At 46.6% G+C, this 15,192-nt stretch carries 13 protein-coding genes; 3 read left to right on the top strand and 10 right to left on the bottom strand.

Annotation, left to right across the window (positions count from 1 at the left end; genetic code table 11):
* Positions 1–117: 117 nt before the first annotated feature.
* Complete coding sequence (locus NLBNIHML_RS29785; RefSeq protein ID WP_494353396.1) at positions 118–2,112, top strand: beta-galactosidase; 1,995 nt, start codon at positions 118–120, stop codon at positions 2,110–2,112.
* Between the two features lie 136 nt (positions 2,113–2,248).
* Here the strand turns inward: NLBNIHML_RS29785 and NLBNIHML_RS29780 are convergent, their stop codons facing one another.
* The 4 genes from NLBNIHML_RS29780 to NLBNIHML_RS29765 form a co-directional block, all read right to left on the bottom strand.
* Positions 2,249–4,159, bottom strand: coding sequence for an AraC family transcriptional regulator (locus tag NLBNIHML_RS29780; protein WP_472478606.1), 1,911 nt, complete (start codon positions 4,157–4,159; stop codon positions 2,249–2,251).
* 204 nt (positions 4,160–4,363) lie between these two features.
* The gene (locus NLBNIHML_RS29775; RefSeq protein WP_339260660.1) at positions 4,364–6,910 is read right to left on the bottom strand and encodes a beta-mannosidase; all 2,547 of its coding nucleotides are present in this window, start codon (positions 6,908–6,910) and stop codon (positions 4,364–4,366) included.
* A gap of 246 nt (positions 6,911–7,156) precedes the next feature.
* Entirely contained in the window at positions 7,157–8,188 is a 1,032-nt protein-coding gene (locus NLBNIHML_RS29770) for a LacI family DNA-binding transcriptional regulator (protein ID WP_339241928.1), read from the bottom strand.
* Between the two features lie 187 nt (positions 8,189–8,375).
* A complete protein-coding gene (locus tag NLBNIHML_RS29765) occupies positions 8,376–9,323 on the bottom strand; it encodes a DMT family transporter (protein WP_339241926.1) in 948 nt (315 codons plus the stop codon).
* A gap of 165 nt (positions 9,324–9,488) precedes the next feature.
* On the opposite strand from NLBNIHML_RS29765, the gene NLBNIHML_RS29760 reads away from it, so the two are divergent.
* Positions 9,489–10,364: a LysR family transcriptional regulator gene (locus tag NLBNIHML_RS29760; RefSeq protein ID WP_339241924.1), complete on the top strand. Its 876-nt coding sequence runs from the start codon at positions 9,489–9,491 to the stop codon at positions 10,362–10,364.
* A 48-nt stretch (positions 10,365–10,412) separates the two neighbouring features.
* Here the strand turns inward: NLBNIHML_RS29760 and NLBNIHML_RS29755 are convergent, their stop codons facing one another.
* From NLBNIHML_RS29755 to NLBNIHML_RS29735, 5 genes are all read right to left on the bottom strand, one after another.
* The gene (locus NLBNIHML_RS29755; protein ID WP_339241922.1) at positions 10,413–10,610 is read right to left on the bottom strand and encodes a hypothetical protein; all 198 of its coding nucleotides are present in this window, start codon (positions 10,608–10,610) and stop codon (positions 10,413–10,415) included.
* A gap of 31 nt (positions 10,611–10,641) precedes the next feature.
* Entirely contained in the window at positions 10,642–11,124 is a 483-nt protein-coding gene (locus NLBNIHML_RS29750) for a tetratricopeptide repeat protein (RefSeq protein ID WP_339241920.1), read from the bottom strand.
* Positions 11,125–11,394: 270 nt separating this feature from the next.
* The gene (cyoE, locus tag NLBNIHML_RS29745) at positions 11,395–12,252 is read right to left on the bottom strand and encodes a heme o synthase (RefSeq protein ID WP_494353395.1); all 858 of its coding nucleotides are present in this window, start codon (positions 12,250–12,252) and stop codon (positions 11,395–11,397) included.
* Positions 12,253–12,409: 157 nt separating this feature from the next.
* Positions 12,410–12,976: a hypothetical protein gene (locus NLBNIHML_RS29740; protein WP_494353394.1), complete on the bottom strand. Its 567-nt coding sequence runs from the start codon at positions 12,974–12,976 to the stop codon at positions 12,410–12,412.
* 289 nt (positions 12,977–13,265) lie between these two features.
* On the bottom strand, positions 13,266–13,619 hold the full coding sequence (locus NLBNIHML_RS29735; RefSeq protein WP_310334611.1) for a DUF3243 domain-containing protein: 354 nt from the start codon (positions 13,617–13,619) through the stop codon (positions 13,266–13,268).
* A gap of 255 nt (positions 13,620–13,874) precedes the next feature.
* Here NLBNIHML_RS29735 and NLBNIHML_RS29730 point away from each other — a divergent pair, with 255 nt between their 5' ends.
* Positions 13,875–14,084: a hypothetical protein gene (locus NLBNIHML_RS29730; protein ID WP_339260646.1), complete on the top strand. Its 210-nt coding sequence runs from the start codon at positions 13,875–13,877 to the stop codon at positions 14,082–14,084.
* Positions 14,085–14,219: 135 nt separating this feature from the next.
* Here the strand turns inward: NLBNIHML_RS29730 and NLBNIHML_RS29725 are convergent, their stop codons facing one another.
* Complete coding sequence (locus NLBNIHML_RS29725; protein ID WP_339241910.1) at positions 14,220–15,131, bottom strand: NAD(P)/FAD-dependent oxidoreductase; 912 nt, start codon at positions 15,129–15,131, stop codon at positions 14,220–14,222.
* Positions 15,132–15,192 lie beyond the last annotated feature (61 nt).

Below are 15,192 nucleotides of genomic sequence, written 5' to 3'. Positions count from 1 at the left end.
CATGATATCCTGTCGCAACATGTTGTTATATTCCCTTGTTATTATCCAGTATACAATGAAATAGACTCGTGCAAAATTCACCAGATCATGACGCTTATACTAAAGGAGAACAACGATATGAATACATACCTTCCCGTGCAAATGGGCGTGGATTATTATCCAGAACATTGGGATCCTTCCCTGTGGGAACAGGATGCCCGTTTAATGGCTGACAGCGGAGTGCGCATTGTGCGTGTGGGTGAGTTCGCCTGGAGCCGAATGGAACCCACTGATGGACAATTTGAATGGGCATGGCTTGATCAAGCGATTGATACCTTACATCGTCAAGGACTGCAAATTGTAATTGGTACACCAACCATGACACCCCCACGCTGGCTTACGGAAAAATGTCCTGATGTCCTGCCTTTGCTTCCAAATGGTCAACCATATCACGAAGGCATTCGGGGTCATCGCTGTTATAACAGTCCCAGTATGCGAACATACAGTGCAAGAATTGTGCAAAAACTGACTGAGCGCTATGCTGAACATGCGGCAATCATCGGCTGGCAGACCGATAACGAATTCAGCTTCACGGATTGTCAGTGCGCCGCTTGTGCCGAAGCTTTTCGTGAATGGGTTCGTGTTCGCTACCACAGTCTGGATCAGCTAAACCAAGCTTGGGGGACTGTCGTCTGGAGTGGTGAATATAGCGATTGGGAACAGGTTACGCCGCCGTATGGAGGCTCCTCGTTCCAGAACCCTTCATTCCTGCTGGACTACTCCCGTTTTCAATCGGATTCCATTGTGGAATTTCAACATATTCAGGTCGAGATTATTCGTCGCAATTGTCCTGCGCATTTGGTCACCCATAATTTTCACAGTTATCCGCAAAAGGCGGATCAGTATAAAATCGGTCAGGAGCTGGACTTCGCTTCTTTTGATTATTATCCGAACCCTTCACCGAACAAAACAGATACCGCACCATACAGCGGCGCGCTCTCTTTGGATCTGACACGCGGCATTAAACACCGCAACTTCTGGATCATGGAGCAGCTGAGCGGCCCTCCGGGATGCTGGTTTCCGATGTGGCGTACACCGCAGCCCGGCTTCCTGCGTGCTTACGCTTGGCAGACGATTGCTCGTGGAGCCGATGCGGTTGTGCATTTCCGCTGGCGGAGTGCACCTGTGGGAGCGGAGCAGTTCTGGCATGGGCTGATTGATCACAGCAATGTTCCGGGGCGACGTTTCAAGGAGTTTCAACAGCTATGTACCGAAGTGAACAGACTCAGTGAGCGACTACAGGGTTCAACATTGCATAATGAAGTTGCGATTCTGCATTCGCATGATCAATTGAACGCCCTTCGAATTCAGCCGCAAGCCGAAGGACTGGAATACTACGAAAATATGAAGGTCTGGCATCGCGCGTTGACCAAATTGGGCATCAGTACGGATGTTATACACCCTTCGGAGCCACTGGATGGCTATAAAATCATCATTGCTCCGCATCTGTACCTGCTGGATGAGACTACAGCAGAATGTCTGCAATCCTTTGCAGCAGCCGGAGGCATCTTGGTCTTAACCCATCGCACGGGTGTCAAGAACGACAATAACGTCTGTGTCATGGCACCGCTCCCAGGTCTGTTATCTAACTGTAGTGGTGTGCGGGTTACGGAGTATGATCCTGTTGGCGGGGATACCGTTCAGATTCGTGACGAACAAGGCCGTCTATATAACGCTTCCCAATGGGTGGATGTACTGGAACTGGACACTGCACAGCCGGTCGCTGTGTATGCCGATCAATTTTATGCCGAAAGTGCCGCTGTGACCCGGAATCACTGGGGTAAAGGTGAGGTTTACTATGTGGCAACCCAGCCGGAAGAAGCGTACTTGAGCCAGTTATTGCGAAGCATCGCAGAAGGTTGTGACCTTTCCGGAATTCAGACTTTGTCACATGGCGTACAGGTGACCACCCGCTCGGGTCCGAATGGAACGTTCCGTTTTATTCTGAATCTGAGCCCCGAACCTGCCTCCATTGAACTCCATGCTTCATATACCAGTGCACTGGACGGGAAACCGAAAGGACCTCATCTCGAGCTGGACGGTTATGCGATCGAGATCCTGGAAATTCAATAAATCAAGATTTCAAGATTCCATGATTCCAAACAATAAGCATCATGAATTAAAAATACATGGTTTCATGAAACGAAAAAGGCCCGCTGTGCATTTGCGTTGCACTCGGGCCTTTAACTGTGGGCAGGACGACCGTTCCTCACTTAGACGGTGTATGAAGTCCAATAATCCATTCAGCCAGATCCTGTGTCTGTTTCAGCAAGGCGATGGGGTCACGGAACCAGGATTGTTCTTCTGTCCATATGTACACTCTTCCATTTTTGACAGCAGGTAATGAACCCCAGACTGGATCTGCCTGAAGGTCTTTCAGTTGAGAATTGCTGGTCAGAACAATGTAATCTCCCGCGTATTTGGAGAGCAATTCTATCGAAAATTCATGATAAGCGCCCTGCATCAACTCGGATGGAATGTTCTTTGGTGCCTGCAAACCAAGCAATTCATAGATATTACGTCCTCCCCGGCCTGACTGATTGCCAAAAATGAAAACTTGGCGATCATATTCCTGCATTACGGAGAATGTAACGCCAGCTGGGACAACGCTCTGAACCTTCTGCTTGATTTTGGCAATCTCCTCATCGAAATCAGCCAGCCATTTCTCTGCTTCCGCTTCTTTGCCCAGGACTTCACCGAAATAGTTCACTTCGTCCTTCAGTGTGGGGAAAGTGATGGATGCAATCGAAACCGTTGGTGCAATCTTGCTGTATTTCTCATACGCGGCCTTGTCGGGATTCAATGTAATAATGAGATCCGGTTCCAGCTCCATCAATTGTTCAACGGAATCCCCTATCGTTGCAAGACCATCCATGTGACCTTCCAGATAGGGACTGTTCATCAGAAATTGCCCCCCACCGATCGGTTTGACACCAAGAGCAAGCACAGTTCCCAGATAATCGATAGCCGCCACTCGCTCTGGATGTGCAGGGATCTCCACCTCACCAAAGGTCGTTTTGACCATTTTGGTTTCTACTACTGCCGGTTGTTCGGGTTCAGCCGCGACCTCGGATGTTTCTGCCCCCTGCTGGGCTGTTCCACAAGCACTCAATGTGAGTACAAGCGCAAGCGACATAATCGCTGATTTGAAATGGTTAAACATATGGATTTCCTCATCTCCAATATATTGATAATGATTATCATCATCAATTAAAGGATAACGTTCCTCCCGGCCTGTTACAATGGATTCATTTGTTGCATATAATGCACTTTTTGAAACTGATTTCGAATGCTCCTGTTGCTTCAACCGATATTGTCCCGGTGTAATGCCGGTCTCTTTTTTAAATATGCGATTGAAATAGAACGGGTCCATATAACCCACGTACGCAGCAATCTCCTGTAATGAAGCTTCCGTGGATGCAAGCAAACTCCTTGCCTCACCCATTCGTAACCGAATCACATATTCTGTCGGTGTACATCCCGTCTGCTCCTTGAATTTGCGTGATACATATTGCGGACTGTAACTCAAGGACTGGGCAAGCGAATCAAGCGAGATCGATTCCCGATAATGAGCTTTGATATATCGCAAAACCTGATCGGTAAGCGAAGGTTGCTGAACTTCGTTAAGCATGCGACTCCGCTGTAACAATGCAATCTGTACCAGTTGAAAGAAGTACACTTTGACCTGAATTTTGCCCACTTGCTCCTGCTCTGACCAGCATTCATGTATATTCCGAACAAGCTCGCGCAGCTCAAGTGCATGATCCGGGGCTGTCGCCCAGGACTCTTCGAACGGATTGCGCTGGTTCAGCATCATTCGGTACTCCACCAGCACGTTGGATGGCAGCGTGGATTTGTATAAAATCAGATGCACCTCTGTAACCCCGGTCGCTTCAAGGGTCAGACGCCTTCCTTTTCCTCCGTGCAGCAGCAAGAACTGGCTTGTGGTCCATACCTCTTCATCCAGCCACACCTGCCCCCTGCCTTGAACATACACAAATGCACTGGTCGGTAACACATAATTACGTATGAACTCGTTGGTTTCCAGTGATATAAGACGCACATCAAGCACGCGAACCTGTACCTGATCCCACAGCTTGATGTCATTCTGAATTCCCATATAGACTCCCTTTCCTAAGTGCCAATCATGTACAATTCATAGCATTGTGACTACAAACCCACTTATTAATTGATAATGATTATCAATTATAGCAATGATGGCATCATCTTTGAAGCCTACCTCCGTTTTTGCTGGATGCCGCAAAATAAAAACGGTCGAAATCCCTCTTATGAGAGATCTCAACCGTCCTGATGTTAAGCCTGATTATCGTTTGATAAAGTCAGCCATGGAACGAACCTGAATGAGTCCTGTATTGGAAGCCGCATCGGCAGATTGCAGCCCTTCTCTGGAAGTAAACTGCACCTTCACCGGGATGCCAGGAATGAGATCGAAGAAGTTGTCCGAGAATACACCTTCCGCTTCTGAAGCGATCCATACCTGTTTGGCAAGCACATCACTTTCCAGCACCAGATGGGCACCAGCCTCATCCGAGACTTCAGTTACTTTAATGTGTGCAGGATTCAACGCAAGATCTTTGGATGGTGCAAAGTAATGCTCCTGCACAATGTCTGCTGCGTCATTCTGCTTCAGATCAATCCGCAGCAACGTTGTTGCTGCATCATGTCCTTCCAGCCATTCAGCCTGGCTTAGGGATAACACCTGCTGACCCGAGTTCGAAGCCACTGTTACTTCATGATTTTCTTCACGATACACCGTGCCATCGAATCCAATCAGTCTAACCTGCAATTGACCCTTCACTGGCTCAAGTAGATCCGAGATGATATATATATCTGTCGTATCTTCCTTGGTTCCATCTACGGATACCAACACATCGCTGAAGCTGCGTTTCGCATAATATTGCAATGCTTTCCAACGACCAAGATAGTCCATTCCTGCCCATGATGCCACCGGCCAACAGTCATTCATCTGCCAGTAAAGTGTGCCCATACAGAATGGTTTACGGCGACGATGCGCCTCAATCGCGGTCTTCATCGCTTCCGCTTGAAGTACCTGACTCATATACAGGAACGATGGGAAATCCTTCGATTCATGCATGTACATATCCATGTATTGTTTGATCAGACGATTGCCTGCCCCATTCTTCTGATGGGCGAGCATGACTTCTGATTCCAGCGCCAGATCCTCTTCTTCCGCGTACGTGCGGACTGATTTGTACTCCGGGAACGACTGGAATCCGTATTCGCTCATGAAACGACCCACATGCACGTTGTAGTTTTCGAACGGTTCTACATTGTGCCATACACCCCAATAGTGAATATCACCTTCGGCTGTGGACGGGTGAGCATGCTGCTTCTCATCCCCTGACAGGGATACAAGTGGCGAAGAAGGCCAGTAATCCACACCTGGAGCATACGCTTCAACGACTTCTGGCAGCAGATCATGGAAGATGGCTTCGTAATCGGCCCAGATGCTCTCACGCTGCTCGGCAGTAAATTCCTTTTTCCAACCCCAGCCACCATTCTCAACATAGTGAGCCCAAGCCGAATCAATCTCGTTGTTCCCACACCAAAGTGCAATACTTGGATGGTTGCGCAGACGTTTCACATTATCAATCGCCTCATGTCTCACACTGTTTAGGAACGCTTCGTCTCCCGGGTACATGCTGCATGCAAACATGAAGTCTTGCCATACCAGAATGCCGTATTCATCACACAGTTCATAGAAGTCATCTTGCTCATAGATCCCGCCGCCCCATACACGAAGCATGTTCATATTGGACTCGGCTGCGGATACGATCTCATGACGATAACGTTCACGGGTTATTTCGGTTATGAAACTATCATTCGGAATATGGTTCGCCCCTTTGGCAAAGACCGCAACGCCGTTTAATTCAAAGTAAAAGGAGGCTCCCGCTTCATCTTTGTCACGTACCAGCCGAATGGATCGAAGCCCTGTCTTCACTGTAGATTCAGCAACAGCCCGTTCACCTTGAAGCACTTCAGCAAGGAAAGTATACAGATGTGGATCACCAAGCCCACGGCTCCACCACAGTTTCGGTTCATCAATGGAGATTGGAATCTCCACAGTCTGAGTTCCGGGTTGTAGCGATACGGATCTTTCCCATCTCTGTCCATCTGCGCCGATACGAATAATCGTATCTACCGCTTGTGATGTCTCGACTTCCACAACAGCCGTTAATGAAGCTGAGGTAGCGCTTACTTCGTTTTGCTGGATATACACATCATTGATTCGTACCTGTGTCCAACCTTCAAGGCGTGCTTCACGCCAGATCCCACTCGTTACAAAACGCGGACCCCAGTCCCAACCATAGTGATACGGCGCTTTACGGGCAAAAATACTTACTCTCTTATCGCCAAGTCCGCCAACATCGGACTGATCATTGGATGCAGGCAACGCATATCCGAGCTTCTCCAGCTTCGGCAGGTCTTCCTGAATCGGCGACCGAAAGCGTATTCGAAGGTTATTGCCGTTCTCCTTTAATACAGCTTTTACATCTGCCTTCCATACTCGGAACATATTATCTGCGGACAACACATGCACCTCATTCACATACACATCCGCATATGTATCCAGGCCATCAAACACCAGTTCCAGATGTTCCTGGGAGAACAACGCTTCGGCCACGTCAAATTCCGTCTGATATTCCCAATCTATCTTATCAATCCACTGTACTTCCTTCTCGTTTGTTCCATAAAAAGGATCTGGAATCTTGCCCAGTTTCAGCAAATCTGTATGCACACAGCCGGGCACCTGAGCCGGCATCCACTCTTGATCTTCGCAAGCCTTGAATGTCCAATTCTGAAAAACATGTGATTGTATTGTGCTCATGACAGCCTCCATTGTTGTTAGAGTTGTTAACCAATATTTTGTTAGGTTTTGTTAGTATAAAAACAAATAACTTACAAAACAAAATTAACACGATATGGTTCTTATAGTCAATCTGTTTTGTTATTTAATTTGTTAAATAGTTTCTGCATAACAAAAAAGACATGAAGCTCTAATGCTCCATGTCCCTTCACTTAACTTATTTACCTGGATGCTTGTTTTTACAATGACTCAATACGTCCTACCATATCACTCTAAACTGGCGTTATATTCATCTCGAATAATTAATTCCGAATAGATCAACTTGCGTTCATAAGGTTCGTCCCGATGCTGAATCCGCCACAACAGCTGATCTACCGCTCTGGTGCCCAGATTCTCTTTGTTGATATGCACTGAAGCAAGGATGGGTTCATCTGTCTGCGTATTGTCAAACCCGGTCACGGCACAGCGTTCAGGAACCTGAATGCCTCGGCTTCGGAGTGCCTCAAGCACGATAACAGCCGTATGATCATTCGCACACACAATGACTTCAGGGATGTCCTCCAGCTTCATTTCGGCAATGGAGCCCCGAATCTGTTCGTATTCCGCGCCCAGCAAACCTTCTTGCTGTTTCCCTGCCACCTGCTTCTCTTCCAGCACCGTACGATATCCAAGCCAGCGTTCTCGAAAACTTGCCGCATCGGGCAGTTGCCCGGCAAACTGGAACCTTCTGTACCCTTTTCCAACAAGCATGAGAACGAGTTCTTTCATACATTTCATATTGTCCGTAAAAACCGAGTCTGCGTATACGGCGGGGTCTTCATGATCTACCATGACCAGTGGAATACGCAGTCTGTAAATTTCCAGCAATACCGATGTCGAGATGGTGCCCACGGTAATGACTCCACTGATTGCTTCGGGATTAAGAACCGAGAACATTCGATCTGAAGAGGGTTCCGTCAGTGTTAAAATATCCATTCCCTTCTCATTCAACCTCTCAGAAATGCCGTCAAAAACAGGCCCCCAGTACAAGGAGGATCGATTCTGAGAACGAATGTTAGGAAACAAAATCAATATGGTGCCTTGCCGCTTCGCTTCTGGCTTCATCTCCAATGACATCTGTGTCTCCAGTGCATAACGCTTCGGTTCAGTTCTGAAATACCCGAGCTGACCCGCCGTTCTGACGATCATCTCGCGTGTATGCTCACTCACACCAGGCTTGCCTGTCAGCGCACGGGACACTGCAAATTTGGACACCCCCGCAGCATCCGCAATTTGCTGCATCGTTACTCTTTTGGCCATACTACTCACCCGTTTTTCCTAATTTTCATTCAGTGTAGCATAAAAAACAAAAATCAACAAAACAAGGTTATGTTATTCTGTTTTTTGTTAGGTCGTTAATTATCTCTTACGCAACGTGAACGACATAACCAAAAAAAGCCCTCTCCCCAACTTCTGTAGAAGATGAAGAAAGAACCTTGTCCCTTAATTATATGCCTGGTGCTCCCTGATCGCCGAGTTCCGATTGTAAAACCGGGCGTTTTCGGCGCCAGAAGACAGGCTGTGGAAGTTTGATCTCTGTGATCAGAACACCGACCAACATCAGCGCTGCTCCTGCATATCCTTGCAACGTTAACGATTCTCCTTGAAAGGTAAATGCAAAGGCCGCTGCGAACAGTGGTTCGAGTGAAAAAATCAGACTTGTTCTTGTCGGTGAAGCATGACGCTGTGCGAGCGTCTGCAAAATATACCCCAAGCCACTACATAATACACCTAAGCCGAGAATCGCTGCCCAGGATTCAGCCGTATCGGGCATACGTGGCGTCTCCAGCATGAATGTAGCTGCAATTCCCCACATCGCTGCAACGCCCAATTGGACGGTTCCCAACGTTAACGGATCATACTTCGGTGTGTACTTGCCAGCAATCATAATATAGATGGCATACACCAGTGCTGCAAGTATACACAGAATATCTCCCGTGTGCAGACTCAGCTCATGTTGAAGCGTCAGCAAGCCAAGCCCGGTAACTGCCACGAGGATGCTGAGCGTCAATCGTTTGTCCGGCATACGGCGATGCTGGATCGTTGTCAGAATAGGCACAAAAATAACCGCCAAACTTATGAGGAATCCCGCTTGGGATGTCGTTGTACGTTGTACACCATAGGTGATAAATACAAATGCAGCGAATAACGCTGTCCCCATAACGGCCCCTGCCACAAGTGTGCCACGATTCATATTATACAACCGCCGATGAAACAGAAGCCCTGCCGCAATAAAGGCAATTCCAAAACGAAATGCGACCAGATTCAATTCTTGCATGGACTCCAGGCCCGATTTCATAAACAGATAGGAAGATCCCCATATGACCGTTGCGAGCAGCATCTGGATGTCCGCTCTTCTTGTTGCCTGACCTTGATTAACCTGTACACCATTCATCTTGCTTCAACCTTCATTCTATGTATTCTGAGCTGTGTGATCGTGCGTCAAACTAACTCGCCTTGGCAAGTATATACGATCTCTTTGCATTATAAAAATGAATATTTATAATAGATTATATGAAATAAACTCATGTATTCAAAATGGGAAGGAACGGAACTATTCATGTCACTCATCAAATATGAAATATTGAATACCGTCGTGGAATATGGCAGTCTCACCAAAGCAGCAGAAGCGCTGAATGTCACCCAATCCGCAGTCAGCCATGCCATCACAAGTCTCGAGACTGAATGTGGTTTTTCACTCCTCCATCGCGGCCGCTCCGGCGTACGGGTTACCGCTGAAGGTGAACGCATTCTGGGATATACACGTGAGATTCTGCGCTGGACGGAACTGATGAACCAGGAAATCTCCCTCATTCGCGGCGCAGAGATTGGTACCGTGCGTATTGGTACGTTCGCCAGTGTCTCCACGCAATGGTTGCCAGGCATCCTGAAACAATTTCGCCTGCGTTATCCAGGAATTGAGATCAAGCTGTGGGAGGGCGATTATGCTGAGATTGAGGGTTGGCTGGCTGGAGGTGCCATCGACCTTGGATTCCTGTCCCTTGGCGATTCCTCCCCTTTTGAGACGATCCCATTACAAAAAGACAGGATGATGTGCATCCTGCCTCTCGATCATCCTCTCGCCTCAGAGGAGTCTGTTTCGTTTGATGTTCTGCTGGAGCAACCCTTTATTCTGCCCAAGTGGGGCGGGGATAACGAGATTGAACGACTGATCCGGCAGCATGCAGCCAAACTCAATGTTGTCTATGAAGTCGCAGAAGATCAAGCCATCATGGCGATGGTCCGTAATGGTCTCGGCATCAGCCTTCTGCCGGAAATGGTACTTCAAAATCATACTGATGCGCTCGCACTCGTGCCGCTCGCAGGAGATCCGTACCGCACGATCGGCATGGCCTGCCCCGCTTTGGGCAATCTATCACCAGCTACGCGGCGTTTCATTGAAGAGGTGCAGCTATGGCTCGGTACGACTATGTAAGTAGTACATTCAGAAAATCATTACGTTTTTCGTTAAAATCAATTGCTCCTATCCATTACTCACAAATTGGATAACACCGAGGATTAGTAGCAGTACAAATATCACCACAATCGTGATGCCAAAGCCACTCAGGAAGCGTACGCCAGGTGAGCGTTTGTTCTGCTGGCTGCCTTCCAGGTGATCCAGCTTCTGCTCAATTTGATCTAACCTTTCATGTACCTGTTTCAGATCTTGATTGGAGTTCATATTCATCCATCTCCTTCTCTGCGTATTCGATCTATTCCCACACCCGATCCAGCTGATCTGCGTAGTAACGGATTGCTCGGTTATAGTCATTGATTCTCTTATCACTAGATGTATCTGCAAGTTGCACGAGCAATCTTTGCATCGCTTCTGCATGTTCACCCAGATTGTAGAGCACCATCGCATAGAACACCTCAAATTCCCGGTACGCCGGGAATTCTTTCAGCCCTTTTTCAAACCAAGCCTTTGCCTGCTCGTATTGTCCAAGCGTTCTGTATGTACTGCCTAGTCCGAGTATTGCACCCGCTCTATCCTCACCAGAAAGCCCAAGACTCAGTGACTTCTCATAATGCGGGACAGCTTCTCGCTCTAACCCAAGTGAATCATGTGCCCAAGCCAACTGATACCAAACATTTGCATTCTCGGGTTCCTGCCCTGTAATCTCTTGCAGAAGCTCAATCGCTTCCTGCACCTTGCCTTCTTGCCTCCATCGTACGGCTTGCTCCAAATCACTCATGATGTCACTTCCCATCTTGCATTATAATTTCCACATATGTGATTCAATTGTTTTATTATACCAAAAAAGCACACTTAAGAATATGTTTCAACAACTGAAGGTTGTCCAAAACCTATTCCATCGTGTGCTTTTTCATCCGGTGCAGGCTGTTATATAAAATGAACTAAAGCATATTTCCGCTGGACACTCCGATGACAGAACAACCAGGTTCAGTTCAATTTATATAGCTTAAGGTGAAATTTTTCTCAAAACGTTCTGTTCAGCACTTGATTATGACCAAGTCGTGTTCGCGACCATCACAATAAATACAAGCATGAGATAGTTCACTGAGATCAGAAAGTTTACTTTTGCCCACTTCTCGTCATCCTGTGTCTTCAGTCCGCTAAGTGTATGCACGAACCAGATCAGTCCACCGAGCAGAGATACAATCAGAAATACCAGACCAACATAGTCGTAGTAATACAACAGGAACACAGCAGGAAGCAGCAGAAAAACATAAGGAATCATCTGAAACTTGGTGCGTTTCACCCCTTTAACGACAGGCAACAAGGGGAACCCCGCAGAACGATATTCCTCTACCCGGCGAATACCCAATGACCAGAAATGTGGTGGTTGCCAGAGGAACAATAGCGCGAACAGTAACCAGGCTCCCGCATCAATTTCATTGGTTACAGATGTATAACCAATGACAGGTGGCATCGCTCCCGCAATTCCACCGAGCGACGTGCTCCACGTTGAACTGCGTTTCAACCACATCGTGTAAATCACGATGTAAGCGAACCATCCAAGCAATGCCATCCAGCCTGATAACGGATTCACCAGAAGATACAGCACTGCTAGTCCAACAACACCAAGGACAAGGCCATACCCAAGTACAAACCCTGGCTTCAGATGGTTAATGTAATCCATCCTTTTTTTGGTGCGTTCCATCTTTTGGTCCAATTCACGGTCCCAATAATTGTTGATTACACAAGCTGAAGCAATAACCAAGGTTGATCCAATCACGACCAAGAGCAGAGATAACCATGCGATATCCCATTTTGAAGCTACCCAGAACCCTACCGCCACCGCAAACACATTTAGCCGTAGAAGTCCGGGTTTAGTTAATGCAATCATGTCTTTAAGCATGAGGCTCCTCCTGAACTATGTAAAAACGCCATTCCAATAATGATACATGTACCTACCATTAATTACAATCGCTTTCATGAATTTGTCATAACCAAAAAGCATCCCTCACCGTTCCAATGAACCGGAGGAATGCTTGAATGATGAATTTCTTCTCATTTTATGGGATGTACTGCTGTACAATTTTGGTCACTTTTCCGTCCTGCACCGTCAGATGATATGGGAATACGGACAGGTCAAGAATACGGGTATTCTCATACAACGATTCGAACTTGGATAATGTCACAGGTTCATTCCATTGAATGTCTGCGCCCTGCATCGTGCCGTCTCGATCATACAACTGCATCAACACTTCAGCATTGGCACTAACCTCAACCTGTTCCTGCTCTTTGTTATCATTAACAATATAGTAACCATCAGGAGCACCATCTATACCCGCTTCCGGATTGCGCTGTGCAAAAATCGCATCAGCTTCTTCACCCTGATACCAGCCAATCTTGTCCACTGTCATAAACAATTTGCCGGTTTCCATGTGCATACCTTCAACATAAGCTGTAAACATCTCGGAGTTCGCAACCTGTGCTTCTTTGTCAGAAGGCTGTTGGGCATCTGCACTTTCTTGAGCATTCGCAGGGGTAAGCAAATATGTAGTCAGCACAATCATGCCAAGTAAAGCAACAACTGCACCGATCATTCGTAGTTTCCATTGTTTTGCCGCGTTCTTCATAGGTAACATCTCTCCTTAATATGAACGTTACTATTCCTTAACCGGAAGTCTTCCTTATCAAACGCTCAAGTGAACTATTAATTCCAACATTCTCTCTTTTCCTATCATACTTGGAACAGCAAATATAAAAGTATCAGCCAGATTAAAAATAGTTACAATGAACGTCATTACTCCTGTCTGCAGTTTCCGAAAAGGATAAGAACCCCTGAAGTCTCGTCATTCAGGGGTTCTTGACTAGTACAAGATTATTATGTTTATTCATGAATATGCTGAAGCATGTATATTAATCTTAATGATTGGTTGTGGAGTCTTGCGCCAAACGAACGAGCATATGAGCCAGCATGTGACGTTCATCTTCCTTGCCGACATTCCAGAGTTCCTGAAGCAACTTTTCTTCACGGTTACGAGGCTCTTCGTTCGCAGCCAGATGGTCAGCTACTTTCTGGGCAATTTTAGCCATCTGTTCTTCACTTAATCCGATAGACTCGCCCATCGCAATTCGTTTACCCAGATATTCTTTGAATGCATCAAAATTCTGTAAAATCTGTTCTCTCTCTTCCGGTGCAATCTTTTCGATTGCATTGTCCACCTTGTCCGTTGAAACCTGACCATCTTTATGGATTACATGATTTTGTTCATTCATCTGAATAACCTCCTGTATATTAGTTGTTTATTGGTTTTAACCTTTAGACTCTATAATCAACTGGTTATCTATAATATAAACGTATTGCAGAAGTTTAATCAGCACGTTCACTTTTGTATATATCTTCTATGATAAGAGCAAGTACGCGTTTCAAAAGAACTACAGCGGTTAATCGTTTACATATGTGTAACGGTGTTTGGATATGTTAAAGAACACCTTACACCTTATATAATATCGAACCAGGAGGGATTTCCCATGCGTGATAAAACCAAACCTGAGAAAACAAAGGATGAACTTGAACCAGGCGTGAATACCGTTATCCATCCAGACAAACATAATCCCGGACCAACCGACATGATCGAAGGTGTGGTTGGCGATATCGTGGACAACATTCGGAAGGATTTCTCCCATGAATCGAAGGACGAGAAGGCTTCTTCCAAGTCAACAGATTCATCGGATAAATGATTGTCCTTTTTCCAGATGAAGTTAACCCAAAAAGACCTCCCGCCTATTCATGGCTTGGGAGGTCTTTTTGGGTTATGGAAAAATGATATTCTAATTATCCAAACTGAAATTTTATTTTGATAATGAAATCCACATTTAATCGTTTGCCATCTGCTGTAACGCCTTATGAATCCAGATCGCGGCAATGGAACCCTCACCCATCGCAACGGTTGCTTGTTCTGCGTGCAGTCCCAGATCCCCGGCTATCCACACATTCGTCGCTGCCTGCAAGCTGCGCGGATCAGCTTCTACATGTTTATTATCTGCGATCACAGCTCCAAGCTGCTCCGCCAGTTCATAGTGTACCCGATTGCCTCCAAAAGCGATAAAGCCTCGCTCAGACTCAAAGATCTGTCCATCTTCTGTCAGAACACCAGTGATATGACCATCCTCAATCTGTTGCACTTCCTGAACAGCCGCTTCCAGATAACGAACGCCCGCCTCTTTCATGCTGCGATGAAGCTCAGCAGATATGGCGGTCTGCTCATGATTGATATATAACAGATCATTTGTACGCTGAATTAAGATCATCGCCATATGGGCACCTGCTTCACCAGACCCCAATAGCACCGTACGTTGATCCTGAATCTCATAACCATCACAATCAGGGCAGACATAGACTGTTCGGCCAAGGGTCGGGGTTAATCCCGGAATATCCGGAACTCGATCCGATAGCCCCGTTGCCAATAACACCGTTTTGCTCCTATATTCAACGCCGGATGTACCTAACAATTGAATCTTCTCTCCATGACGGCCTGCTTGCACAATACGATCTTTCTCAAAAGATACACCTGTCCGCTCTGCCTGCATTCTGCCTCGGGCTCTGAGCTCTTCACCGGATATCCCATCGGGGAAACCCAGGATATTATGGTACGTCCGACACAGGGTTGATCTGCCTTCTCCCGCGTCGATGACCAACACCTGATGAGCTGAATAACGCCCAAGCTGAATGGCTGCCTGAAGCCCTGCGAGCCCTCCACCTACAATTATGCAATCAACCTCTCGCATGCTCCTTCTCCTCCTAAACTATATCTATATTTTGTCCTTATATACATTAAACCGTTCAGCC

It is taken from the genome of Paenibacillus sp. JNU01 (assembly GCF_059130585.1).
The sequence above is the reverse complement of the archived record's forward strand: the minus strand, read 5'-3'. Positions and strand labels throughout refer to the sequence as shown.

Coding starts and splice junctions, on each gene's coding strand:
- NLBNIHML_RS29785 (WP_494353396.1), top strand. CDS start 118: ATGAATACATACCTTCCCGTGCAAATGGGCGTGGATTATTATCCAGAA.
- NLBNIHML_RS29780 (WP_472478606.1), bottom strand. CDS start 4,159: ATGGGAATTCAGAATGACATCAAGCTGTGGGATCAGGTACAGGTTCGC.
- NLBNIHML_RS29775 (WP_339260660.1), bottom strand. CDS start 6,910: ATGAGCACAATACAATCACATGTTTTTCAGAATTGGACATTCAAGGCT.
- NLBNIHML_RS29770 (WP_339241928.1), bottom strand. CDS start 8,188: ATGGCCAAAAGAGTAACGATGCAGCAAATTGCGGATGCTGCGGGGGTG.
- NLBNIHML_RS29765 (WP_339241926.1), bottom strand. CDS start 9,323: ATGAATGGTGTACAGGTTAATCAAGGTCAGGCAACAAGAAGAGCGGAC.
- NLBNIHML_RS29760 (WP_339241924.1), top strand. CDS start 9,489: ATGTCACTCATCAAATATGAAATATTGAATACCGTCGTGGAATATGGC.
- NLBNIHML_RS29755 (WP_339241922.1), bottom strand. CDS start 10,610: ATGAACTCCAATCAAGATCTGAAACAGGTACATGAAAGGTTAGATCAA.
- NLBNIHML_RS29750 (WP_339241920.1), bottom strand. CDS start 11,124: ATGAGTGATTTGGAGCAAGCCGTACGATGGAGGCAAGAAGGCAAGGTG.
- cyoE (WP_494353395.1), bottom strand. CDS start 12,252: ATGCTTAAAGACATGATTGCATTAACTAAACCCGGACTTCTACGGCTA.
- NLBNIHML_RS29740 (WP_494353394.1), bottom strand. CDS start 12,976: ATGAAGAACGCGGCAAAACAATGGAAACTACGAATGATCGGTGCAGTT.
- NLBNIHML_RS29735 (WP_310334611.1), bottom strand. CDS start 13,619: ATGAATGAACAAAATCATGTAATCCATAAAGATGGTCAGGTTTCAACG.
- NLBNIHML_RS29730 (WP_339260646.1), top strand. CDS start 13,875: ATGCGTGATAAAACCAAACCTGAGAAAACAAAGGATGAACTTGAACCA.
- NLBNIHML_RS29725 (WP_339241910.1), bottom strand. CDS start 15,131: ATGCGAGAGGTTGATTGCATAATTGTAGGTGGAGGGCTCGCAGGGCTT.